The following is a 24276-nucleotide window of genomic DNA, read 5'->3' on the forward strand; positions in this document are numbered from 1 at the left end:
ATAAAAACATCATATAGGTATATAAAGAAGTAATGATGTATCGTGCCTCCTGGAGCCTGAGTTGAGCGTCAAACGACTCACGAATCTCATCCGCACCAGTGGGCGCATCGCCGAAGCGGCTCCGCCGGCCCCGGCCCTGCTCCCCGGAGCCGAGGTCTTCGGAGGCAGCGTGCAGGTGCGCTTCATCAACGCGGGCAGCTGCAACGACTGCGCGATGGAGGTGCAGAGCGCATTCGGCCCGGTCTATGACGTGGAGCGCTACGGCATCCGCCTGGTCGCGTCCCCGCGTCACGCCGACGTGCTCGTCATCACGGGTGCAGTCACCCGCAACCTGATCGAGCCGCTGCTGCGCACGATCGACGCCACTCCCACTCCCCGCTTCGTGATCGCCGTCGGCGACTGCGCCATCACCGGCGGGATTTTCGCCGAGGGCTACGGGGTGGCCGGGCCGGTCTCCGATTTCGTGCAGGTCGACCTGACCGTGCCGGGCAATCCGCCCGAACCGGCCGTCATCGTCGAAGCGCTCCGACGGATGACCGGACGATGACCGCCCTCGAAGCAGGCCTGCTCGGCCAGCTCCTGCTGCTCGTGCTCGCCGTGGCCGCGGCCCTGCTCACCCCCACCCGCTGGCGCTCCCGGGTCAGCGGAACCGTCTGCACGCTGCTCGCCACGGCCGGCGTCGTCACCGGCGCGATCGCCCTCTCCGGCGGAACCGGGTCACTGACCATCCCCACCGCCCTGCCGCTGGACCCGCTCGTGCTCTCCCCCGACAAACTGGGCGGCCTCGTCATGATCGTCGTCTCCGCGGTCGGAGCCCTGGCCGCCCTGTTCGGGATCGGCTCGGCCCGCGTGGCCTCGGCATCCCGCACCGCCTGGCTGTCGATGGCCGTATTCCTCTTCGGCATGCAGCTGGTGCCGGCCGCCACCGACGTGGTGTCGTTCCTGCTGCTCTGGGAGATCATGACGCTCGGCTCCACGGCGCTGCTGCTGGCCCACCACGCCACCCGCGGCACGGTCGCCTCCGCCCTGGTCTGGTATTCGGCGATGTCGCAGCTGAGCTTCTTCTTCGTACTGGCCGGGTTCGCGATGCTCGCCGGCCTGGCCGGCGGGACCGGGTTCGACCTGCTCGCCACGGTCGACCCGTTCTCCTGGCAGGCGAGCGTGGCCTTCCTGCTGCTGCTGCTCGGCTTCGGCGGCAAGGCGGAACTCGTCCCCCTGCACGTCTGGGTTCCCCGGGTGCTGCCCGAGGCGCCCGGTCACGTCGCCGCCGCGATGAGCGGCGCGATGGTGAACATCGGCGTCTACGGCGCCCTTCTCGTCTTCGTTCGGATGCTGCCGAACGGCCCAGCCTGGTGGGGGGTTCTGATCATGGCGCTCGGCGGGGTCTCCGCGCTCTACGGGATCCTGCAGGCCTCCGTGGCGAGCAACCTCAAGGTGCTGCTGGCCTACTCCACGACCGAGAACATGGGTCTGGTGTTCCTGGGGCTCGGGGCATCCGTTCTGCTCCGCGCCGACAACGCGACGGCCGCGGCCGACGCCGCCCTCGTCGCCGCCCTGCTGCTCATGCTCAGCCACGCCGCGTTCAAGTCGACCCTGTTCCTCGGCGCCGGGGCCGTGGCCCGCGCGGCCGGTGAGATGAACCTCGACCGGCTCGGTGGCCTCGGCAGTCGCATGCCCTGGACCGCCGGTGCGTTCGGCGCGGCCGCCATGGGGGCCGCGGCCCTCCCGGTGACCAGCGGTTTCGTTGCCGAGTGGATGCTGCTGCAAGCACTGATCCACGGATCCCGGGTCGACGGGGAGGTCGTCTCCGTCGCGGCATCCGTCGCCATGCCGCTCGCCGTCGCCGTGATCGCCCTGACCGCCGGGCTGGCCCTGCTCACCTTCGTCAAGGCCTACGGGATCGCCTTCCTGGCCCGCCCCCGCTCCCCGCAGGCCGAACAGGCTCGCGAGGTTCCCGTCATCATGCGCATCCCGCTCGTGATCGGCGCCCTGCTCGTCGTCGGGCTCGGCCTGCTGCCCGGACCCCTCGCCGTGGCCATCGGCGGGGCCGTGGGCCCGGAGTTCACTCCCGACGTGCGCATCATCGGCCTTGCCGGCGTCGACGCCCGAGGCATCGACGCCGTGCTCGACCCCACCACCTTCGTGGTGCTGGCCGGGCTGCTGCTGGCGCCCGTGCTGATCGCCGTGTTCGTCTCCGCCCGGCGCCACCCCACCCGCATCTCACCGCTCCCCTGGGCCGGCGGCGGCTCACGGCTGCGGCCCAGGATGCAGTACACCGCCACCTCCTATGCCGAGCCTCTGGTGCGCGTCTTCGACGACGTGCTCCGGCCGTCCCGCGACGTGGAGGTCACCCATGTCGGTGAATCCCGCTACCTGGTGGAACGAGTGCATGTGGAACAGACGGTGTCCGACGTGGTCGAAACCCGGCTTTACCGCCCGGTGCTGAATCTGCTGCAGCGGTTCGGAATTCTGGCCCGGCGAGCGCAGAACGGCAGCATCCACCGCTACCTGTCCTACTCCTTCGTCGCCCTACTGTCCGTTCTGATCGTGGTGTCCCTGTGACCGGCGCCGCGGCGATCGTGATCGCCCTCGTTCAGCTGACGCTGTTCGTGTTCCTCGCCCCCGTGCTGATCGGCGTGATCCGCCAGGTGCGCGCCCGCCTTGAGGGCCGGGCCGGTTCCGGCATCTGGCAGCCGTGGCGCGATGTGCGCAAGCTGCTCACGAAGAACCCGGTGCGCGCCGCCGACAGCAGCTGGATGCTCGCCGCCGGCCCGGTCACCCTCCTGGTCTCCAGCCTGCTGCTCTGCGCCCTGCTGCCCCTGGTGGGCACCCTGCCGCTGCCGCTGATCCCCAGCGACCTGTTCGTGATCGTCTCCGTCATGCTGATCGGCGTGGTGGCCCTGGCCCTGGTCGGCCTCGACGCCGGCACCGCGTTCGGCGGGATGGGGTCCAGCCGGCACATGACCGTCGCCGCCCTGGTCGAGCCGACCCTGCTGCTCGCGGTCTACGCACTCTCCATCCCGGCCGGCACCTCCACGCTGTCACTGATCGTGGAAACGCGGCTCGCGACTCCCGCCGTGATCATCTCCCCGGTCAGCCTGCTGGCGATGGTCGCGCTGGCGATCGCCATCATGGCCGAGACCAGCCGCCTGCCGGTCGACAACCCGTCGACCCACCTCGAGCTGACCATGCTGCACGAGGCCATGGTACTGGAGGCCTCCGGCCGCGACCTGGCCTGGCTCGAGCTCGGCTCCTGGCTCAAGCTCGCGGCTTTGCTCGGCCTGCTCAGCAACCTGATCGTGCCGTGGGGCATCGCGACCGAGTTCTCGGCGCTCGGCGTGATCGTCGGCGCGGGCACCGTCACCGTGAAGATCCTGCTGTTGGGCGTCCTGCTCAGCGTGGGTGAGGTCTTCCTGGCCAAAGCGCGGCTGTTCCGCGTGCCCGAGCTGCTGGCGGGGTCGTTCGCCCTGGCCCTGCTGGCCGTCACCGCTTCCTACCTGGTCGCTTAGGAGCATCCGTGTTCACCACCATTTACCCGCAGCTGATCGGCCTCTGCACCGGCGCCTTGCTGCTCACCAGCGCCCTGATGGTCTGGCGGCACTCGCTGCTGGCGTCGATCCGGCTGCTCAGTGTGCAGGGCGTCGCGCTGGCCGCGCTGGTCGCCGTGATCGGCGTGGAGGAGGGCGAAGTCGAGGTGATCCTCGTCTCGGTGCTCGTCCTGCTGGTCAAGGGCGTGGCCCTGCCCTGGGTGCTCGCCCGGGAGACGCACGCCACCACGCGAACGGATGAGGCGCCGCGCCTCAACCCCACGGCGGCGCTGTTGACCGTGGCGCTGCTGACCATCCTCAGCTACGTCGTGGCCAGCCGGCTGTTGGCCGGGGATACCAGCGTCTCGGCCCACGCGGCCCCGATCGGCCTCGCGATGGTGCTGATCGGCTTCCTGCTGCTGATCACCCGCCGGCAGGCGGGATCGCAGCTGATCGGCTTCCTGGTGCTCGACAACGGCATCGCCACGGTCGCCTTCCTCACGTCGGGCGGCGTGCCGTTGTTCCTCGAGCTCGGCATCTCCCTCGACGTGCTGCTGGTCGTCGTCATCCTGTACGTCTTCGCCGGCCGCATGCGCACCAAGTTCGGCAACACCGAGATCGATCAGCTCAGAAAGTTGCACGACTGATGTCATTCGCCCTCTGGACGCCTCTGGCCATCCCGGCCCTGCTCGCCGTGCTCAGCCTCGCCGTTCCCTCCCCCGTGCTGCGCCGGCTCAGCCCCGTGGCCGCCAGCGTCGCCGTGCTCGGGTCGGGCCTGCTGCTGGTGAGCGCCGCACTCGCCGACCAGGTACCCACGCTCGGCGACGGACTGCTCCGCGCGGACGCGCTGAGCGCCTACATGCTCACGGTCGTCGGCGCCGTCGGACTCGTCTCCACCTGGGGCGGGCTGGGCCACGCCAGCGCCGTGCCCGTCCGCTTCGCCGGCTCCTACGACGCCCTGATCTCGGTGTTCCTGGCCGCCATGAGCCTCGCGGTGCTCGCCGACAACATCGGCCTGATGTGGGCCGCCATCGAGGCCACCACCATCGCCACAGCCTTCCTGGTCGGCCATCACCGCACCCCCCGCTCGCTGGAAGCAGCCTGGAAGTACGTCATCCTCGGCTCCGTGGGCGTGGCCATCGCACTGCTCGGCATCGTGCTGATCTACGCCGCTTCGCGCGGCACGGGTGAGGCCACCCTGTCCTGGCTGGTGCTCAGCCAGGCCGACCTGCCGCTCGACCCCGCGCTGATCCGCGCCGGCGGCGCCCTCGCCGTGCTCGGCTTCGCCACCAAGGCCGGGCTCGCGCCCATGCACAGCTGGCTGCCCGACGCGCACAGCCAGGCCCCCGCGCCCGTCTCGGGGCTCATGTCGGGCGTGCTGCTCGCCGTGGCCCTCTACGCGATCCTGCGGATCCAGACCATCACCGACGCCGTGATCGGCCCGGACTTCCTGCGCGTGATGCTCAGCATCGGCGGGCTGCTCTCTCTCTTCGTGGCGGCGGCACTGTTGATCCGCCAGCGTGACTTCAAACGGATGCTGGCCTACTCCAGCATCGAGCACATGGGCATGATGGCCGTGGGCGCGGCCATCGGCGCAGCGGCCCTGCCGGCCGTGCTGCTGTATGTGCTCGGCCACGGGTTGACCAAAGCCACGCTGTTCGTGATCTCGGGGCGCATCCTCGAGGTCGAGGGCACGCCGAAGATCGACGATGTGCGCGCCCTGCTCGTACGCCGGCCCGGCCTGGCCGTGCCGTGGCTGATCGCCATGGCCGCCCTGATCGGGTTCCCGCCGTTCAGCATCTTCTTCTCCGAGGTCGGCATCATCATGGCCGGCTTTTCGACCGGCATGGGCGTCACGGTCGGCATCGCGCTGGTGCTGCTGCTCGTCATCTTCGCCAGCCTGACCCGGCTGACGGTGGCCATGACCATCGGAGCGCCGACGTCCGCGGTTGCCGCGGCCGCCGCCGCTGCGGCCGCCGAGGCCGCGGTTCCGGTCGTACCCGCGGCGGCCCTCACCGGATTGATCCCCACGGTCGGCGCCGGCGCATCCGTCATCGTCGCCGACATCGAGCCGAACCCCGTCGAGCCGGTCGTGCCCGTCGAGCCGGTCGTGCCGGTCGTGCCGGACCGGTCGGGGCATGGGCCCATGCTTCCGCTGATCCTGGCGCTGGTTACCACCGCGGTGGTGGCCTTCATCGCCGATCCGGTCGGCACGCTCCTCACGCGTGCGGCCGAGGTACTGGGAGGTATCCAATGACGAACCCGAGCCCGCTGCCGGCCGCCACCCCCGAGGTACGCACGCTCGACCGCGATGACCTGCGGGACGGAGCGGCCGCACTGCTCACCGAGGGCAACCGGCTCGCGCTCATGGCCTGCCACGACGACGGCGACCGGCTGCGCGTGGTCTACTCCTTCGTGGCCGTCTACCCGCGGCGCCAGATCGATCTCGTCGTGCCGGTTCCCTACGACGACGCCTGGATTCCGAGCCTGGCCGATCTCTCGTACCCGGCCGGCAACTTCGAGCGCGGCACGCGGGACCTGTTCGGTGTGCGCCCGGCGAACCACCCCCAGCCCTACCGGCTCGTGCGGCACGGGCACTGGCCCCGCGGCTGGTATCCGATGCGGAAGGACGCCCGGGTCACCCCCGAGTTCGAACCCGACGTCGAGTCGTTCCCGTTCGTGGAGGTCGAGGGCCCCGGGGTCTACGAGATCGCGGTCGGCCCCATCCACGCCGGCATCATCGACCCCGGCCACTTCCGCTTCTCCGTGGTCGGCGAAACCATCGTGCGGATGGAAGCCCGCCAGTGGTACATGCACCGCGGCGTCGAGCGTTTGTTCGAGGGCCGCCTGTCCGGTGACGGCATCGCGTTGGCCGAGCAGATCGCCGGCGACACCGTGATCGGCCACACGCTGGCCTACCTGATGGCAATCGAAGCGGCCTCCGGCATCGAGGTCTCCGAACCGGACCGGCTGTTGCGCGCCCTCCTGCTGGAACTCGAGCGCCTCTACAACCACGTCTCCGACCTCGGCTCGCTGGCCAACGACGTGGGATTCAGCGTCGTCAATTCACACGCCCAGCGGCTGCGTGAGACGCTGCTGCGCATCAACAAGACCGTCACCGGACACCGCTTCCTGCGCGGGGCGCTGATGGTGGGCACTGTGAGCGTGCTCGCCCTGCCCGATCCCGACGACCTCCGCGCCGTGGCCGTGGACGTGCAGGAGATCATCGCCATCACCCTCGGCCACGCCATCGTGCGCGACCGGTTCACCGGCACGGCACCGCTTCCCACCGGACTGGCCGAGGCCATGGGCACGCTGGGCTTTGTGGCGCGGGCATCCGGTGTCGACGCCGACGCCCGCCGCGACCACCCCTTCATCGACCTCGGCGAGCACTTCCATGTGGTCACCGACACCGGCGGCGACGTGCTCAGCCGCTACCGGGTGCGAGCCGGTGAGTTCGAGGTGTCCATCGCGGTGGCGATCGACCTGATCGGCCGGCTCGGTGCCCACCGCGGCGGCACGGTTGCCGCAACGGTTGCCCCGTCCACGGCTGCCCGCAGCGGCCTCGCCCTCGTCGAGGGCTGGCGCGGCACCATCTGCCACCGCGTCGAGCTGGGGGCCGACGGCACCATCAGCCGGCTCAAGGTCGTCGACCCGTCGTACTTCAACTGGCCGGCGCTGCCGGTGGCCCTGGCCGAGACGATCGTGCCGGACTTCCCACTCGTGAACAAGAGTTTCAACCAGTCCTACGCGGGCAACGACCTGTAGCTGCCGGCGGGGTTACTCCGTGTCCTGCTCGATGGTGCGGAGCAGGGCGTGGGAGTCCTCGAGACTGGTCACCAGCATCCGTTTGGCGATGGCCAGCAGATCGGCGACGTCCGGGTCGCGCAGGGCGTAGAAGATGGTGTTGCCGTCGCGCCGGGTGACGACCACCCCGGCACGGCGCAGGACCCCCAGCTGCTGGGACAGGTTCGACAGTTCGGCGCCGAGCACCTCGGCGAGGCTGCCGACCGAGCGTTCTCCGTCGACCAGCTGCTCCAGAACCTGGACCCGCAACGGATGCCCGAGAGCCTTGAAGAGGTCGGACTTCAATTGGGCCATGGGTAGTCCGGTCGTTGACACAGTGTGATCATATCGCTAACTTGTAATACTTTCAAATAGCCGATCTCTGGCGGTGCCGGTCTTGCTCGGGATGGCGTGGATCGTGCGCCCCACACGCAGGAAGCGCTCGCGGCCGCGTGGCCGCGAGCGCTTCCTGCCCGTCAGCGGCGCAGCAGGCCGTCGTTGGCCAGCGCCCGGTAGTAGCCGCCGGTGTTGCCGAGCACGTTCGGGTGGAAGTTGCTCGGTGCCATCAGGTTCGACGGGTCGAAGGCGATGTAGGGCACGCGGGACCCGATACCGTGCCCGGCGAACTCGTCCGTCACGTCGACGAAGCGGATCCGGTCGACGCCGACCGGCTCGGGGGTGACCCCGACGGCCGTCTGGATCACCCCGTTCAACGCGCCGGTTCCCTGGTTGACCAAGTCACCCAGGGGGGAGGCCCCGGGCTGGAACAACAGCGGGTAGCCCAGCACGGCGACGCGGGCATTCGGCAGGGTTGCCGCGATCTGGCCGTAGGTCGTGGCCAGGGCGGCCACGAAGGCCGGGTCTTGCAGGGTCGCCACGCTTGCCGCCACGGCCGCACCGCAGGCCCCACTCAGCGGATCCGGATTCGGAGCGCAAGCCCGAAGGATCTCGGTCGACCCGGCGTCGATGCCGCCGACCGTGAGGGTGACCAGCTTCGTCGACCCGCCGACGCCGACCAGCTGGGACGGGATATCGGCCAGGCGAGCCCCGGAGCACGCCTTGTTCGCGGTCAGGCGATAGGGGCTGACCAGCGAGATGATGACCGGGTAGCTCTTGTACCGGCTGCGCAGGCAGGTCAGGTCGGAGTACGGCGGAGCGCCCTGGCCGGAGGTGAAGGAGTCGCCGAGGGCGACGTAGTCCAGCCGCCCGTAGGAGGTGTGGCTGGGCCGGGGCACATTCGAGCTCGCAACTACGACGGAGGTGACCGGGGCGGCGGCCGGGAGGGCGGCCGGGACGGCGGTGGCCGGGGCTGAAACAGCGCCGACGGCCAGGGCGACACTCAGGAGGGAGACGGCCCCGAGGCGCGACAGGAAACGCATGCGGTTCTCAGAATTCATCATGTGCGCACGCTAGCCCCGCGCCGACGGCGCCGCTAGCTGTACCCGGCGCCGACAACGTCACCCTCGAACCGGTGGTGATCCCGGTGTGCGGACGGCACGCCGGAGGCGCAAAAAACCCGCCCTGCCGTAGCAGGACGGGTTTTCCGTCTAGCCGACTAACCTGGCGAGAGGTTGTCGGTAGATCTAGCGGACTACGCCTCGGTCGAAACCGGTGCGTCCTCGGTGCCGGCCTCAGCCGACTCGTCGAGGACCGGGGCGAGCGACAGCTTGCCACGGTCGTCAATCTTGGTGATCTCCACGAGGACCTTCTGGCCCACGCCGAGCACGTCTTCGACGTTCTCGACCCGCTTGCCACCGGCGAGCTTGCGCACCTCGCTGATGTGCAGCAGTCCGTCCTTGCCCGGGAGCAGGGAGACGAAGGCGCCGAACGCGGCGATCTTGACGACGGTTCCGAGGAACTGCTCGCCGATCTCCGGGTTGGTCGGGTTCGCGATGGCGTTGACCTGGGCGCGAGCGGCCTCGGCCGACGGTCCGTCGACAGCGCCGATGTAGACCGTGCCGTCCTCCTCGATGGAGATGTCGGCGCCGGTCGTGTCCTGGATCGCGTTGATCGTCTTGCCCTTCGGGCCGATCAGCTCGCCGATCTTGTCGACGGGGATCTGCACGCTGATCACGCGGGGCGCGGTCGGTGCCATCTCGTCGGGACGGTCGATGGCGGCGTTCAACACGGCCAGGATGGTCGCGCGAGCGTCCTTGGCCTGGGTGAGCGCGCCGGCGAGGACGGATGCCGGGATGCCGTCGAGCTTCGTGTCGAGCTGGATCGCGGTGACGAACTCGCTCGTGCCAGCGACCTTGAAGTCCATGTCGCCGAGGGCGTCTTCGGCACCGAGGATGTCGGTGAGAGCCGCGTAGCGGGTCTTGCCGTCAACGGTGTCGGAGATGAGGCCCATGGCGATGCCGGCAACGGGTGCGCGCAGCGGCACACCGGCGTTGAGCAGCGACAGGGTCGAGGCGCAAACGGAACCCATCGAGGTGGATCCGTTGGAGCTGAGCGCCTCGGAGACCTGACGGATGGCGTAGGGGAACTCCTCGCGCGTCGGCAGCACGGGGACCAGGGCACGCTCAGCGAGCGCTCCGTGGCCGATCTCGCGGCGCTTGGGCGTTCCGACGCGGCCGGTTTCACCGGTCGAGTAGGGCGGGAAGTTGTAGTTGTGCATGTAGCGCTTCTTGGTGACCGGGCTCAGGGAGTCGATCGTCTGCTCGAGCTTGAGCATGTTCAGCGTGGTGACACCCAGGATCTGGGTCTCGCCGCGCTGGAAGATCGCCGAACCGTGCACGCGCGGGATGATGGCAACCTCGGCGTCGAGCGGGCGGATGTCCGCGAGCCCACGGCCGTCGATGCGGATGCCCTCGTTGAGAACGCGTGAGCGCACGACGAGCTTGGTGACCGACTTGTACGCGGCGGAAACCTGGTTGTTCGCGCTCGCGTCGAGCTCGCCGGCGGCGACCTTGGCAGCGATGGCTTCCTTGACGGATGCCTTCAGCGCGTCATCCGCATTCTGGCGCTCGATCTTGTCGGCGATCTGGTAGACGCCCTTGAGCTGGTCGTACGCGAGAGCGGCGACGGCGTCGTAGGTGGCCGGCTGGTAGGACGGGAACACCTGGTAGGCGCCGGTCGGCTTGGCCGCCGAGGCGGCAACCTTCTGCTGCGCTTCGATGAGCTGCTTGATGAAGGGCTTCGAGGCTTCGATGCCCTCGGCGATGACCTCTTCGTTCGGCTTGATGGCGCCGCCCTTGATGAGGTCCCAGGCGTTGTCGGTGGCTTCGGCCTCGATCATCATGATCGCGACATCCTGCACGCCGTTGGCGTCGGTCACCACGCGGCCGGCGACGACCATGCTGAACACGGCGTCAACCATCTGCGAGTGCTTCGGGAAGGCAACCCACTGGCCGGAGCCGTTCGCGTCGGGGATGAGGGCGACGCGAACGCCACCGATCGGGCCCGAGAAGGGAAGGCCGGCGAGCTGGGTCGACATCGACGCCGCGTTGATCGCGAGCACGTCGTAGTACTCATCGGGCGCGATGGCCAGGACGGTGACGACAACCTGGATCTCGTTGCGGAGTCCGTCGACGAACGACGGGCGCAGCGGCCGGTCGATCAGACGGCAGGTGAGGATCGCCTCGGTCGACGGGCGACCCTCGCGACGGAAGAAGCTGCCCGGGATGCGACCGGCGGCGTACATGCGCTCTTCGACGTCAATGGTGAGGGGGAAGAAGTCGAAGTTTTCCTTCGGCTGCTTGCTGGCGCTCGTGGCGGAGAGCAGCATGGTCTCTTCGTCAATGTAGGCGGCGGCAGAGCCCTGCGCCTGCTGGGCGAGGCGCCCGGTTTCGAAACGGATGGTGCGCGTGCCGTACTTGCCGTTATCGATAACGGTTTCGGCGAACGTGATTTCTGGACCCTCCATATGGGGGTTCTCTCCTTTGGTTTTTTTGCTTCTCGCCATTCTGGCGACGAAGACTCGGTTGCCCGTATGGCGCGCGAGCTGGACGCGGAGGAGACGGCGCGAGTGCTGGCCACCAGTAGAAATTCACCAACTGCGGACGCGTTGTTCGAGTTGGGAAACCACCACCGAGGACCAGCGCGCTGCCGGTCTGCTCCGTATTGAGCGTGTTTCTGCGTGGCCGTTCGTAAGATTGACCTCCTCAAGCCTAACAGAAGACGTTCAGCCTGCCGCGTTGGCGCCCCCGGCGGCGGCGGTAAGCGGCAGCACGGCGTCGAACACCGGGCCGTCGACACAGACCAGCGGCCCCTCGACGGCGGGATCCGTGGCGACGGGCGCGGCGCAGCCGTGGCAGTAGCCGAGGCCGCAGGCCATGTGGGCCTCCAGCGAGACCTGCACCGGCACATCCCACTCGGAGCCGAGCTCGGCGGCGAGGCGGGCCAGCACGCCGGCGCCGCAGACCAGGATCACATCGGGCGGGGTGGCCGCGAAGCGCGCACGCAGGCGTTCGCCCAGCGCCGGCAGCGCGCTCGAGCCGTCGTCGTCGGTGACCGGGATGACGGTGGCGCCGAGTTCGGCGCAGTCGGCGAGGCCGATCAGGTTGGCCCGCGACCGGCCGCTGAGCACGACCGTGGCGCTGATGCCCTGGTCGGCGGCGTCTTCGACCGAGCCCATGATGGCGCAGACGCCGACGCCGCGGCCGATCATCAGCGCCGTGCGGGCCGGTTGCGGGCCGGGACCGGCCGACGGGGTCGCGGTCGGGAGGGCGGCATCCGGGAACTCGAAGCCGCGGCCCAGCGGCCCGGTGACCAGGAGGCTCTCGCCCACGACGACGTCGGCGAGGGCGGTGGTGCCGCGGCCGGCCACACCGTAGATGACCTCCACGGTGCCCTGCTCCGGGTGCCGGCGGTGAATGGCCATCGGGCGCGGAAGCAGGATGCGCTCCCCACCCTTCGGCGGCACCGTGATCATCAGGAACTGTCCGGCAAGGGCGGTCGTCGCAATGGTGGCGGTTCTCAGCACGAGCCGGCGGTACCGCTCCCCCACCACCTCGTGCACGAGAACGGGGGCGTCGTCCCAGACCGGGTCGGGCCGGGGCGTCCGGGCCGGCGGGCGCACCGCGATGAGGCCGTCGAGCGCGGCCTCGTCGGCGGCGGCGAACGCCTGCTGGCGGCGCAGGGCGGCGAGGGCGTCGCGGGCGGCGAGAACCGCGGGTGTCTCGGCGGGGGTTCCGGGCATCAGGCTCTCCAGATTTCGATCAGCCGGCCGATATCGGCGACCTCGGCGGCCAGACAGCGTTCCTGCAGGGCGCGGGCGATTTCGACCATGGCGTACGGGCGTCCGAAGCTGGCCGTGCCCACCTGCACGGCGCGGGCGCCGACCGAGAAGTAGTCGAGGGCGTCGTCGGTGGTTTCGATGCCGCCGCAGGCGATCACCGGGATCTGCACCGCGCGGGAGGCCAGCCAGACCAGCCGCAGCACGATCGGGCGGATGTTCGGGCCCGACAGCCCGCCGATCACGTTGCCGAGCACAGGGCTGCGGGTGTCGGCCGTGAGCGGCAGGGCCGGGACGGAGTTGGCCACGCAGACCGCGTCGGCGCCGGCCGCCTCGGCGGCCCGGGCGCAGTCCGCGATCGAGGAGACGAGCACGGGCAGCTTGACGATCAGGGGTTTGTCGGTCTCCTGCCGCACCAGGCGCACGACCTTCTCGATGGCGTCGGGGTCGGAGCCGATGTCGGTGCCGTGGCGGTCGAGGTTCGGGCAGGACACGTTGAGTTCGTAGGCGTCGCCCGCGCCCCGCAGGTCCCGAACGACGGGGGCGTACTCACTGGACCGGTGGCCGCCGACGCTGACGATCACGGGCACGCCGAGCGTGAGGTAGAGCGGATGCTGTCCGGCCAGGTAGCCGTCCGCGCCGCGGCTCGGGATGCCGACGCTGTTGACCATGCCGGCCCGGATCTCGGTCAGCCGGTGCGCCGCGTTGCCGCCGCGCGGGGTGCCGAACACGGTCTTGGTGACCACGGCGCCGAGTTCGGTGACCGGGATCAGCCGGCCGAGCGAGGGACCGAAGCAGCCCGAGGCCGGCATCACCGGGTTGGCGAGGGTGAGGCTGCCGATTCGCACCGAGAGGTCGACCGCCGCGGAATCGGCGGGGCGGGCGTCGAAGAAGGCGCTGCGCGCATCCGTCGGTGTCCGAGGGGGTGCGATGGTCATGGTGTCTGCTTCCACGGGACAGGTCAGGGCCGGGCGACGGATGCCGCAAGCCGTCCGGTCACGGCGGCGGCCTTCAGGGAGGCGTGCGTTGGCGCGTCGGGAACGTGGGCGGGCCGGTTCGCGGCCAGTTCGCGGCGGAGCACGGGCACCACCTCGCCGCCGAGGATGTCGAGCTGCTCGAGCACGGTCTTCAGCGGCAGTCCGGCGTGGTCCATCAGGAACAGCTGGCGCTGGTAGTCGCCGAAGTAGTCGCGCATGCCGGCGTAGCGGTCGATGATCTGCTGCGGGCTGCCGACGGTCAGCGGGGTCTGCTCGGTGAACTCCTCGAGACTCGGGCCGTGGCCGTAGACCGGGGCATTGTCGAAGTAGGGCCGGAATTCGTCCACGGCGTCCTGCGAATTCGTGCGCATGAACACCTGTCCGCCCAGACCCACGATCGCCTGGTCGGCGCGGCCGTGTCCGTAGTGCTCGAACCGGGCCCGGTAGAGGCTGATCAGCTTGAGGTAATGCTCCCGGGGCCAGAAGATGTTGTTGGCGAAGAACCCGTCTCCGTAGAAGGCGGCCTGCTCGGCGATTTCCGGGCTGCGGATGCTGCCGTGCCAGACGAAGGGCGGCACGCCGTCGAGCGGGCGCGGCGTCGACTGGAACCCCTGCAGCGGAGTGCGGAACTGGCCCTCCCAGTCCACGACGTCCTCGCGCCACAGCCGGCGCAACAGGGCGTAGTTCTCCAGCGCCAGCGGGATGCCCTGGCGGAGATCCTGGCCGAACCACGGGTAGACCGGGCCGGTGTTGCCGCGGCCGAGCATCAGGTCGACCCGGCCGCCGGAGAGATGCTGCAGCATGGCGAAGTCTTCGGCGATCTTCACCGGGTCGTTGGTCGTGATCAGCGTCGTCGCCGTGGAGAGGATGATCCGCTCGGTCTTCGCCGCGATATAGCCGAGCAGCGTCGTGGGCGAGGAGGGCACGAAAGGCGGATTGTGGTGCTCGCCGGCGGCGAAGACGTCGAGGCCGACCTCTTCCGCCTTCCGGGCGATGGCGACCATGGCCGTGATGCGCTCATGCTCGGTGGGGGTGTGACCGGTCGTGGGGTTGGCCGTGAGGTCACCCACGGTGAAGATCCCGAATTGCATGTGCAGCCTCCCACTCGCGCGGCGCGCACAGACGATTCTATTCGCTGGCAGGGGCAGGCAGACGGCCGAACGAGTGCTGGATGGCCACGGCCGCTGCCCCGCGGGCCCATGAGGAGACCCCACCGTCGTCGACGACGATGGTCAGCGCCGTCGCGGCCGGGTCGCGGTCGGCTCGGGCGGCGGCGATGACGTCGTCGGATGCCAGAGCCCACAGGCCGATCCCCTCGCCGGAGAGCACGATCGTGTCGAGCATCCCGAGGTTGGCGATCACCGCGATCAACCGGCCCAGGGCGCGTCCGGTGGCGGTGACGACGGATGCCGCAGCCCGGTTCCCCGCCGCCGCGAGCCGAAGCACCTCGTCGTAGTCGACCTCGCGGCCGAGGGCGACGCTGACCTGGGCGGACACGCTCTGACTCGTCAGCATGGCCCGCGAGCAGCCGCGGTGCCCTTCGGGGCAGAGCGGCCCGTTCGGGTCGAGCGGGATGTGCCCGGCGAGACCCAGGCCGCTGTCGACCGTCACGATCACCCGGTCGTCGACCACCAGCCCGTAGCCGACGCCGACACCGATGGTCAGAACCGCGAAGGTCGGCGTACCCCGGACCATCCCGAACCACTGTTCGGCGGAGGTGAGCGCGACGACGTCGTTCTCGATCGTGACCGGGATCCCGAGCAGCCGTTCGAGCGTGGACGCCAGGTCGACGTCGTGCCAACCCAGAAAGGGCGCCTGGGTCACGACCCGAGCGTCGGCGACGTGCCCGCCCACGCAGACGCCGAGCGCAGACAGCCCGTCCGGTCCGCCGAGCTCGCGCACGACCTCCTCGATCCTGGCCACGACATGTTCGATCGTGTGGTCGGCGAGCCGTCGCCGCGCCGAGTGCAGCTCGTTGGCGCGCAGGTCGGTGAGCACTCCGAAGACGTCGTCACCGGTGAGCTTCACGCCGACGAACCGCCTGGCATCCACCCGCACGTCCAGCGGCCGGGCCGGGCGCCCGACGGTTCCGTCATGGTCTTCGCTGCCCTCGACGAACAGCCCCCGGTCGAGGAACGGCTTGCTCAGCCGGGTGAGGCTGGCCGGCGACAGACCCAGGCGACGACCGAGGTCGCCGCGGGAGATCGGGCCGTGGATGAGAACCGCGCGCGCGAGTTCCCGGGCGGTCTCACTCGCCGTCGACGGTGCATCCGTGGTCATATCCACTCCTGAGGTGCCATTTGTTCCATGATGGCATGAATATGCTGCCTCCCACGGAATTTCCACCCCACAACGTCACCGATTCCAGAAGTTGACGTCCTATTCTTTTTGCCGTAGAAAGATTCGGTAGTGATTTGACGGCCTAAGGAGCCCCGCAATGACGGATACGACGACGTACCAGGCACCCTCCCGGCGACGGCATCGGCCGAGGAGGCCGCGGACGCTGCGGCGATCCATGGCACTCGTCCTGGTCGGCGCACTCGGCCTCGGCGCGCTCAGCGGCTGCGCCCCGAGCGAGAGCGACGTCGTCACCCTCGATTTTTTCCAGTTCAAGTCCGAGGCCATTGCTGACTTCGACGGCATCATCGCCGATTTCGAGGCCGAGAACCCCGGCATCCGGGTGACGCAGAACGCCGTCCCCGACGCGGACACCGCCATCCGCACCCTGCTGGTCAAGAACAAGGTGCCCGATGTGATCAGCCTGAACGGATCGGGCAACTTCGGCCAGCTCGCCCGGGCCGGCGTCTTCCACGATTTCACCGGCGACCCCGTTCTCGACCAGATCAACCCGGCCGTGCAGGACATCGTCGGCGCCCTCGGCACCTACGAGAACGAGGTGAACGCCCTCGGCTTCGTGAACAACGGCAACGGCGTGCTCTACAACCGCGAGATCTTCGCCGCGCAGGGCATCGCGATCCCCACCACCTGGGACGAGCTGATCGCCGCCTGCGACACCCTCCAGGCGGCCGGAATCGCCCCGTTCTACGGCACCGCGGCCGACGCGTGGACGATCCAGTCCTCCCTGAACGGTATCGGCGCCCAACTCGGCGGCGACGATTTCTTCCCCGACCTCCGTGCGGAGGGTGCGGAGGTCGGTCCCGACTCCGCCGTCTCGTTCGCGAAGAACTACGACGAAACGCTGCAGAAGCTGCAGACGCTGTATTCCTACGCGCAGGACGGCTACCTCGGCCGCACCTACGAAGACGGCAACCTGGCCTTCGCGAATGGTGAATCGGCGATGCTGATGCAGGGGATCTGGGCCCTCAGCCCGATCCTGGCCAACAACCCCGACATCAGCGTCGGCGGTTTCCCGTACCCGGTGACGGATGACCCGGCCGACATCAAGCTCGTCTCCGGCGTCGACGTGGCCATCGCCATCGGCCGCGACACTCCGCACCTCGCCGAGGCCCGGCTGTTCGTGGACTTCCTCTTCCAGAAGGAGGTGCTCAACTCCTTCGCAGCCTCCCAGAACATGTTCTCGACGGCCCGGGACGCCGCAGAGAACACCAACCCGGCCCTGGCGGAACTGCAGCCGTACTTCCAGGCCGGCCGGATCACCGGCTTCATCGATCACCAGATCCCGGCGAGCATCCCGCTCGGGCCGATCGTTCAGCAGTACCTGACCGACCAGAACAGCGCGAAAGCGCTGGCCACCCTCGACAACGAGTGGCGCAAGGTCGCATCACGCACCACCTCGACACGAAGCGGAGACTAACGATGGCTACTCCCGTCCTGACCCGGCCCCGGCCGGAGCGCGCACCCCGAACGACTGGGTCGAGCCGCGTGCGGCGACGCGTCGGAGCCACCCCGCGCGCCTTCTACTGGATGGTCGTCCCCGCGGTCGCCGTCTTCGCGCTGCTGCACACCGTTCCGGTGCTCATCGGCATCTTCTTCTCCTTCACCAACTACGCCGGCTTCGGTTCCTGGGACTTCGTCGGGTTCGGCAATTTCATCGCTCTGTTCCAGGACGACCGGGTGCTGAAGGCCTACGGCTTCACCTTCGGCTTCGCCATCGTCGCCACCATCCTCACCAATGTGATCTCGCTGGCGATCGCGGTCGGGCTCAATGCCAAGATCGCGTTCCAGTCCACCTTCCGCGGCGTCTTCTTCATCCCCTACGTGCTGGCGATCCTGGTCGTCGGCTACGTCTTCCAGTATTTCTTCGCCAACTCGCTCCCCCGGATCCTGTCCGGCATCCCGGTGTTCCGTGACAACATCCTGACCAACCCGGACTGGGCGTGGACAGCCATCGTCGCCCTGGCGGTCTGGCAGGCCTGCGCGTTCGCGATCATCCTCTACCTGGCCGGGCTGCAGACGATCCCTCAGGAGCTCTACGAGGCATCCGCGATCGACGGCGCCACGCCGAGAAGGCAGTTCCGGTCGATCACCTTCCCCATGATCAGCGCCTTCTTCACCATCAACATGGTGCTGAGCCTGAAGGGATTCCTGCAAACCTTCGACCACATCGTCGCCCTCACCGCCGGCGGGCCGGGAACCTCGACCGAATCGATCACCCTGCTCATCTTCCGGGGCGGCTTCCAGGGCGGCGAGTTCGCCTATCAGTCCGCCAACGCGGTGCTCTTCGTCGTCGTCATCATGCTCGTCTCGTTTCTGCAGTTCCGAGTTCTTCAGCGCAAGGAGGCCGACTTCTAATGGCTATCACCATCGACGCCCCCGCGACGCTCGAACCTGCGTCCCCCAGACCCGCCCGGGACCCGCGCGCGATCCGGCGCATCAACGGCAACCGTGCCCGGATCAACTGGTGGGCCACCGCGCTGATCGCGGTCTGCGCGATCACCGTTCTGGTGCCGCTCTACTTCGCCGTGGTCACCGCGCTGAAGACCCCCGACCAGCTCGGCGGCACCGGATTCGAGCTGCCTACCAGTTTCCACTGGCAGAACTTCGTCGACGCCTGGACGCTGACCAGGTTCCCGCAGGCCTTGGTGAACACGGCCCTGATCACCGTCGGCGCCGTCGTGCTCACCCTGCTGACGAACTCGCTGGTGGCCTATGCCATCGCCCGCAATTTACACAAGCCGTTCTTCAAGGGTGTCTACTTCTACCTGCTGTCCGCCATCTTCATTCCGTTCCCGATCATCATGCTCCCGGTCGTGAAAGAGACGGCTCTGTTCGGCCTCGACAACCAGGTCGGACTGATCCTGCTCTACGCCGTGTTCGGGCTCTCGCTCAACGTTTTCATCTACGTCGCGTTCATCAAGTCGATCCCGATCGAGCTCGAGGAGGCGGCCTACACCGACGGGGCGACGACGTGGCGGGTGTACTGGCAGATCATCTTCCCGCTGCTGACCCCGATGAACGCGACCGTCGGCATCCTCACCTGTGTCTGGGCGTGGAACGACTTCATCCTGCCGCTCGTCGTGCTCTCGGACCCGGCGGCGCGCACCCTGCAGCTCTCCCAGTTCGTGTTCCAGGGCCAGTTCAACACCAACTACTCGGCTGCGTTCGCGTCGTACCTGATGGCCATGGCCCCGCTTCTGATTGTGTACATTTTTGCCCAGCGCTGGGTCATCTCCGGCGTGATGAGAGGATCGATCAAATGACAACCACCGCACCGACGGCCGGCCCGAACGCCCCCGAGTCCACCCCCGAGACCGGAGCCCCCTGGTGGACCAGCGCCGTCGTCTACCAGGTGTACCCGCGCAGCTTCGCGGACTCCGACGGCGACGGGATCGGCGACCTCGGCGGCATCCGTTCGAAGCTCGACTACCTCGCCGAGCTGGGCGTCGACGCGGTCTGGCTCTCCCCCGTCTACCCGTCGCCGCAGCATGACAACGGCTATGACATCAGCGACTACCAGGACATCGAACCCGTCTTCGGCAGCCTGGCGGAATTCGACCTGCTGCTGGCCGAGGCCCACGAGCGCGGAATCAAGATCGTGATGGACCTGGTGGTCAACCACACCAGCGACGAGCACGCCTGGTTCCAGGAGTCACGCTCGTCGCTGACGAACCCGAAGCGCGACTGGTACTGGTGGCGGAAGCCGCAGGCCGACGGCGGACCGCCGAACGGCTGGGGCAGCGCCTTCAGCGGCCCGGCCTGGACCCTCGATCCGGCCACCGACGAGTACTACCTGCACCTGTTCGCGAAGCAGCAGCCCGACCTCAACTGGGAGAACCCCGAGGTGCGCCAGGCCGTCTACTCGATGATGAACTGGTGGCTGGACCGCGGCGTCGACGGCTTCCGGATGGACGTGATCAACTTCATCGCCAAGCAGGTCGAGCTGATCGACGGACCGGCCCCGGCCACCGGCGGCGGCTCGCCGATGGGGGCGCAGATCCACGATTTCCTGCAGGAGATGCACCGGGAGGTGTTCGACGGGCGCACGGGCCGGCACCTCACCGTCGGCGAGATGCCCGGCGTGAGCACCGATGACGCCCTGCTGTTCACCAACCCGGCCCGGCGTGAAGTCGACATGATATTCCAGTTCGAGCATGTCGGCCTCGACCAGGGCGAGCACAAGTTCGACGTGCTCCCGCGCAGCCTGCCGGCGCTGAAGAAGAGCCTGTCCCGTTGGCAGGAGGGCCTCGCCGCCACCGGCTGGAACAGCCTCTACCTGAACAACCACGACCAGCCCCGGCTGGTGTCGCGTTTCGGGAACGACACCTCGTGGCGCTACGAGTCGGCGACGCTCTGGGCGCTGGTGCTGCACCTGCACCGCGGCACGCCCTACATCTATCAGGGCGAGGAGATCGGCATGACCAACGTGCGGTACGACTCCATCGACGACTACCGCGACCTCGAGTCCCTCAACCATTACCGTGAGGCGGTGGACGAGTTCGACCTCGACCCGGGCACCGTGCTCGCCGGCGTGCAGACCATGGGCCGTGACAACGCGCGCACACCCATGCAGTGGGACGCCTCCCCGCAGGCCGGTTTCACCACCGGCACACCGTGGCTGGCCGTGAACCCCAACAGCGACACGGTCAACGTGGCCGCCGACCGCGACAGCGAGCGGAGCGTGTTCCGCTTCTACCAGCGACTGATCGCACTGCGTCACGACAGCGCGGTGGTCGCGCTCGGTGACTTCGCCCTGCTCGAACCCGACCATGAGGCGCTGTACGCCTTCACACGCACCCGGGGCGAGGAAACACTCCTCGTGGTCGCCAACGCGTCGGATCTCCCGTTCACCGACCCGCTGCCGCTGGACGTCTCGGGTGCGGAACTGGTTCTGGCGAACTACCCGGCGCGGGCGGATGCCGCCGCATCCGCCACCCAGACGACCCTGCGCCCGTGGGAGGCGCGCCTCTACCGGCTGTAGGTCGGAGCGGCTCGCCTCGTCCGGGGGTCCTCACGGCGCACCAGCTTGAACGCCGTGAGGACCAGACCGGCGACGACCCCGAGCACGGCGCCGCTCCCGTTCGCGACCAGATCGCGCACTTCCGGGAACCGGGTCGGCAGGAACTGCTGGGTGAACTCGATCGTGCCGGTGAGCAGGAGACCCAGGGCGATGGCCAACCACCAGAACCGGCGCCCGAACAGAAGCAGCAGGAACACCCCGATCGGGATGAACATGGCGATGTTGGCGGCGAATTCGACCCGCCCGTAGGTGATCCAGTCGGTGGAGTCGTGCCGGGCGAAGAACCCGAGCGCCCGCAGCAGCAGCCCGTTGTTGCTGCTGTCGAGCGGCTGCGGCCCCAGCGTCACCCAGCCCACGAACGCCAGATAGGCGAGCGTGATCAGGGACAGGAGCGGGTGACGGTGCAGCATGGCTCCATCCTCCCCGATCCCTGCTGGGGGTCTACCCCGTGCGCTCTCCGCGCGCAGGGGCCGTTCACCGAACGCGAAAGCGCACAATCTGCCCCTTCCCGAACACTGAGGGGGCAGATTGTGCGCTTTCGCGGGTCATGCAGGGGCTCTACTTGCTCAGCGCGGCCCGTTCCTCGGCGATGAGCTCCTCGCGGAGGGTGTCGTCGAAGACGCGCTTGGCTTCGATGCCGACCACGGAGTGGCGGCGGCCGTAGAGGAAGTACACCGCGATGCCGATCGCGAGCCAGACCGCGAAGCGCACCCAGGTCAGCGTCGTGAGGTTGAGCATGAGCCAGAAGCAGAGCACCGCCGACAGGATGGGCAGGTACGGCGAGAACGGAACTTTGAAGGCCCGGGGCAGGTCGGGGCGCTTCTTGCGGAGCACGACCACGGCGATGCTGACCAGCACGAAGGCGGACAGCGTGCCGATGTTGATCATTTCCTCGAGCACGCCCACGTCGGTGAACCCGGCGATCAGGGCCACGGCGGCACCGGAGATGATCTGCACCCGTGCGGGGGTGCCGCGCTTGGATGAGGTGACGCTCAGCCCACGCGGCAGCAGGCCGTCGCGGCTCATCGCGAAGAGCACGCGGGACAGGCCGAGGAGCAGCACCATGATCACGGTGGTGAGCCCCACCAGGATGCCGACCGAGATCACCTGAGCAGCCCAGCCGGCGCCGACCGAGATGAACGCCGTGGCGAGCGAGGCGTTGGGGTCGTCGGCAAGAACCGTGTACGGCACCATTCCGGTGAGCACGAGGCTGACACCGAGGTAGAGCACCGTGACGATGGCCAGACCGGCGAAGATTCCGCGCGGCAGCGTCTTCTGCGGGTTCTTGACCTCTTCGGCGCTGGTGGCGACCACGTCGAACCCGATGAACGCGAAGAAGACCAGTGAGGCACCGGCGAGCAGGCCGAACAGTCCGTACTGGGCCGGCTGGGCGCCGGTCATGAACGAGAAGAGCGACTGCATCCAGACGTCGCCGTCGCCGCCCGTGGACGGCACGGCCTCGGGGATGAACGGCGTGTAGTTCTTCGGGTTGATGAAGAAGGCGCCGACCACGATCACGAACAGCACGATCGCGACCTTGAGGATGGTGAAGATGCTGGCGACCCGCGCGGAGAGCTTGGTGCCGAGCACCAGAAGGGTGGTGAAGATGGCGACGATCACGAAGGCGCCCCAGCTGACCTGCAGGCCGAAGACCGAGATCGTGGCCGGGACATCCCAGTTCCAGAGCTCGAACACCTCACTGAGGTAGATTCCCCAATACTTGGCGATCACGGCGGCGGCGGTGAGCATCTCGAGGATCAGGTCCCAGCCGATGATCCAGGCGAGCAGTTCACCGAGCGTCGCGTAGGTGAAGGTGTACGCCGAGCCGGCCACGGGCACCGCCGACGCGAACTCCGCGTAACACATGATGGCGAGGGCGCAGGTGATCGCGGCGAGCAGGAACGCCAGGGTGACGGATGGCCCGGCGTAGCTGCCGGCCGCCTTCGCACCGACCGAGAAGATACCGGCGCCCACGGCGACCGCCACCCCCATGATCATGAGGTCCCAGGTGCCCAGCGTGCGCTTGAGGCTGTGGCCCTTCTCGAGGGAGTCAGCCAGGGAGGCTTCGATGCTCTTGGTGCGCCAGACGCTCATAACTGGGTGTTTTCCGTTCCGTTGGGTACCGCTCAATATTAGGCCCCCGCCGGGGACCCCCCGCCGGTCAGGCGCTACGCAGCGGCCGCCCGCCGACCCGCGACCGGCGCCCACCCCCTAGCATTGAGCGGTGCCTGCCGACCTTCGCCACTCCCCCGGAGTCAGGGTCGGCCTGTCGGTCGCGGTGGCCACCGGGCTCTACGGAATCTCGTTCGGCGCCCTGGCGGTGGCCTCGGGCCTCGACGTCTGGCAGACCGCGGTTCTGAGCCTGCTCCTGTTCTCGGGGGGCTCCCAGTTCGCGTTCATCGGGGTGATCGCCGGCGGCGGCGGCGGGGCCGCGGCTGCCGGCGCGGCGGCGCTTCTCGGCATCCGTAATGCCGTCTATGGCATGCAATTGAACGCCCTGCTGCATCCGCAGGGCTGGCGCCGCTTCGCCGCGGCCCAGGTCACCATCGACGAATCGCTGGCCACCAGCACCGGACAGACCGACCCTGTCGAGCAGAAGCGGGGTTTCTGGGTGGCGGGCGTGGGCATCTTCGTGCTCTGGAACGCCTTCACGCTGATCGGGGCGTTCGCCGGCGACGCCCTCGGTGACCCGAAACGGTGGGGTCTGGACGGGGCGGCCGTCGCGGCGTTCCTCGGATTGCTCTGGCCGCGGCTGCGATCCCGGGAGGCGGCGGCGATCGCCGTGGTGTGCGCCATGGCCACCGTGCTGGCCGTGCCGTTCGTGCCGCCGGGCGTACCCATCCTGGTGGCGGCCGTCGCCGCCGCCGGCATCGGCTGGTTCGGCTTCCGGCACGGGCCGGACGGTGAGGGTCTCGAGCCCGACGTCGACCCCTATCCCGATCCTCGGGACCGGCCCGGCCACCGGCCCGGTCCACCGGATGCGGAGGCTCCCCGGTGAGCGTCTGGTTCTGGATCCTCGTGGCCTGTGCTGCCGGGTTTCTCACGAAGCTGCTCGGCTACCTCGTGCCGCGCAAGTGGCTCACCAACGCGCGCATCGCCCGGGTCGCCGGCACGCTCACGATCGGCCTGCTCGCCTCCCTGACGGTCGCGAACACCCTCTCCACCGGGCAGACGCTGGTCCTGGACGCCCGACTCGGCGCCCTCGCCGCCGCGGCGATCGCCCTCTGGCTGAGGGCCCCGTTCCTGGTGGTGGTCGTCGCGGGAGCGGCCGCGGCGGCCGGACTGCGCCTGCTCGGCGCCGCCTAGCACCGTGCCCCGGCCGCCCCGACCGTCGCCGCCCTGCCACTCATCTGTTCCCCGTGCGGACAACTGTTGCCGGCACGCGGGCAACAGTTGTCCGCACGGGCGACAGTTGCCGGTCGCGGTGCCGGG

The 24276-nt window shown here is 68.8% G+C and carries 21 protein-coding genes; 12 read left to right on the forward strand and 9 right to left on the reverse strand.

Annotation, left to right across the window (positions count from 1 at the left end; translation table 11 throughout):
- Positions 1-61 precede the first annotated feature (61 nt).
- From E3T49_RS14720 to E3T49_RS14745, 6 genes are read left to right on the forward strand one after another with little or no spacing between them, the layout of a single operon-like run.
- The gene (locus E3T49_RS14720; RefSeq protein WP_134425654.1) at positions 62-547 is read left to right on the forward strand and encodes an NADH-quinone oxidoreductase subunit B family protein; all 486 of its coding nucleotides are present in this window, start codon (positions 62-64) and stop codon (positions 545-547) included.
- Positions 544-2562 (forward strand): proton-conducting transporter transmembrane domain-containing protein, encoded by a 2019-nt coding sequence (locus E3T49_RS14725; RefSeq protein WP_134425655.1) that lies wholly within the window; start codon positions 544-546, stop codon positions 2560-2562. Before E3T49_RS14720 ends, E3T49_RS14725 begins: the two co-directional genes overlap by 4 nt.
- Complete coding sequence (locus tag E3T49_RS14730; protein WP_134425656.1) at positions 2559-3509, forward strand: respiratory chain complex I subunit 1 family protein; 951 nt, start codon at positions 2559-2561, stop codon at positions 3507-3509. Before E3T49_RS14725 ends, E3T49_RS14730 begins: the two co-directional genes overlap by 4 nt.
- 8 nt (positions 3510-3517) lie before the next feature.
- Entirely contained in the window at positions 3518-4174 is a 657-nt protein-coding gene (locus E3T49_RS14735) for a hypothetical protein (protein WP_134425657.1), read from the forward strand.
- Positions 4174-5784, forward strand: a complete 1611-nt coding sequence (locus tag E3T49_RS14740; protein WP_134425658.1) for a proton-conducting transporter transmembrane domain-containing protein — start codon at positions 4174-4176, stop codon at positions 5782-5784. The genes E3T49_RS14735 and E3T49_RS14740 overlap by 1 nt, the downstream gene beginning before the upstream one ends.
- Positions 5781-7295: a hydrogenase large subunit gene (locus E3T49_RS14745; protein ID WP_134425659.1), complete on the forward strand. Its 1515-nt coding sequence runs from the start codon at positions 5781-5783 to the stop codon at positions 7293-7295. The genes E3T49_RS14740 and E3T49_RS14745 overlap by 4 nt, the downstream gene beginning before the upstream one ends.
- Positions 7296-7307: 12 nt before the next feature.
- On the opposite strand, the gene E3T49_RS14750 is transcribed toward E3T49_RS14745, so the two are convergent.
- From E3T49_RS14750 to E3T49_RS14780, 7 genes are all read right to left on the reverse strand, one after another.
- On the reverse strand, positions 7308-7649 hold the full coding sequence (locus E3T49_RS14750; RefSeq protein ID WP_241972848.1) for an ArsR/SmtB family transcription factor: 342 nt from the start codon (positions 7647-7649) through the stop codon (positions 7308-7310).
- Between the two features lie 140 nt (positions 7650-7789).
- Positions 7790-8713, reverse strand: a complete 924-nt coding sequence (locus tag E3T49_RS14755) for an SGNH/GDSL hydrolase family protein (RefSeq protein ID WP_134425660.1) — start codon at positions 8711-8713, stop codon at positions 7790-7792.
- A 191-nt stretch (positions 8714-8904) separates the two neighbouring features.
- Positions 8905-11178: a polyribonucleotide nucleotidyltransferase gene (locus tag E3T49_RS14760; RefSeq protein ID WP_134425661.1), complete on the reverse strand. Its 2274-nt coding sequence runs from the start codon at positions 11176-11178 to the stop codon at positions 8905-8907.
- Between the two features lie 258 nt (positions 11179-11436).
- Positions 11437-12453 (reverse strand): iron-sulfur cluster-binding protein, encoded by a 1017-nt coding sequence (locus E3T49_RS14765; RefSeq protein WP_134425662.1) that lies wholly within the window; start codon positions 12451-12453, stop codon positions 11437-11439.
- Positions 12453-13427: a dihydroorotate dehydrogenase gene (locus E3T49_RS14770; RefSeq protein ID WP_134425663.1), complete on the reverse strand. Its 975-nt coding sequence runs from the start codon at positions 13425-13427 to the stop codon at positions 12453-12455. Before E3T49_RS14770 ends, E3T49_RS14765 begins: the two co-directional genes overlap by 1 nt.
- Before the next feature lie 23 nt (positions 13428-13450).
- The gene (locus E3T49_RS14775; protein WP_134425664.1) at positions 13451-14557 is read right to left on the reverse strand and encodes an LLM class flavin-dependent oxidoreductase; all 1107 of its coding nucleotides are present in this window, start codon (positions 14555-14557) and stop codon (positions 13451-13453) included.
- A gap of 37 nt (positions 14558-14594) precedes the next feature.
- Positions 14595-15746: an ROK family transcriptional regulator gene (locus E3T49_RS14780; RefSeq protein ID WP_134425665.1), complete on the reverse strand. Its 1152-nt coding sequence runs from the start codon at positions 15744-15746 to the stop codon at positions 14595-14597.
- Between the two features lie 235 nt (positions 15747-15981).
- On the opposite strand from E3T49_RS14780, the gene E3T49_RS14785 reads away from it, so the two are divergent.
- From E3T49_RS14785 to E3T49_RS14800, 4 genes are read left to right on the forward strand one after another with little or no spacing between them, the layout of a single operon-like run.
- Positions 15982-17241, forward strand: coding sequence for an ABC transporter substrate-binding protein (locus E3T49_RS14785; RefSeq protein ID WP_134425666.1), 1260 nt, complete (start codon positions 15982-15984; stop codon positions 17239-17241).
- A gap of 2 nt (positions 17242-17243) precedes the next feature.
- Positions 17244-18179: a carbohydrate ABC transporter permease gene (locus E3T49_RS14790; RefSeq protein WP_134425667.1), complete on the forward strand. Its 936-nt coding sequence runs from the start codon at positions 17244-17246 to the stop codon at positions 18177-18179.
- Positions 18179-19087, forward strand: coding sequence for a carbohydrate ABC transporter permease (locus E3T49_RS14795; protein ID WP_134425668.1), 909 nt, complete (start codon positions 18179-18181; stop codon positions 19085-19087). The genes E3T49_RS14790 and E3T49_RS14795 overlap by 1 nt, the downstream gene beginning before the upstream one ends.
- The gene (locus E3T49_RS14800) at positions 19084-20805 is read left to right on the forward strand and encodes a glycoside hydrolase family 13 protein (protein WP_134425669.1); all 1722 of its coding nucleotides are present in this window, start codon (positions 19084-19086) and stop codon (positions 20803-20805) included. Before E3T49_RS14795 ends, E3T49_RS14800 begins: the two co-directional genes overlap by 4 nt.
- On the opposite strand, the gene E3T49_RS14805 is transcribed toward E3T49_RS14800, so the two are convergent.
- Positions 20793-21254 (reverse strand): VanZ family protein, encoded by a 462-nt coding sequence (locus E3T49_RS14805; RefSeq protein ID WP_134425670.1) that lies wholly within the window; start codon positions 21252-21254, stop codon positions 20793-20795. The genes E3T49_RS14800 and E3T49_RS14805 overlap by 13 nt on opposite strands.
- A gap of 148 nt (positions 21255-21402) precedes the next feature.
- Complete coding sequence (locus E3T49_RS14810) at positions 21403-22938, reverse strand: amino acid permease (protein WP_134425671.1); 1536 nt, start codon at positions 22936-22938, stop codon at positions 21403-21405.
- Between the two features lie 130 nt (positions 22939-23068).
- Between E3T49_RS14810 and E3T49_RS14815 the strand changes: the two genes are divergently transcribed.
- Complete coding sequence (locus tag E3T49_RS14815; protein WP_134425672.1) at positions 23069-23842, forward strand: AzlC family ABC transporter permease; 774 nt, start codon at positions 23069-23071, stop codon at positions 23840-23842.
- Positions 23839-24150 carry an AzlD domain-containing protein gene (locus tag E3T49_RS14820; RefSeq protein ID WP_134425673.1) on the forward strand — a complete coding sequence of 104 codons (312 nt, stop codon included), beginning with the start codon at positions 23839-23841 and terminating at the stop codon, positions 24148-24150. Before E3T49_RS14815 ends, E3T49_RS14820 begins: the two co-directional genes overlap by 4 nt.
- Positions 24151-24276 lie beyond the last annotated feature (126 nt).

The organism is Cryobacterium cryoconiti, from assembly GCF_004403065.1.
Taxonomy (GTDB): Bacteria; Actinomycetota; Actinomycetes; order Actinomycetales; family Microbacteriaceae; genus Cryobacterium; species Cryobacterium cryoconiti.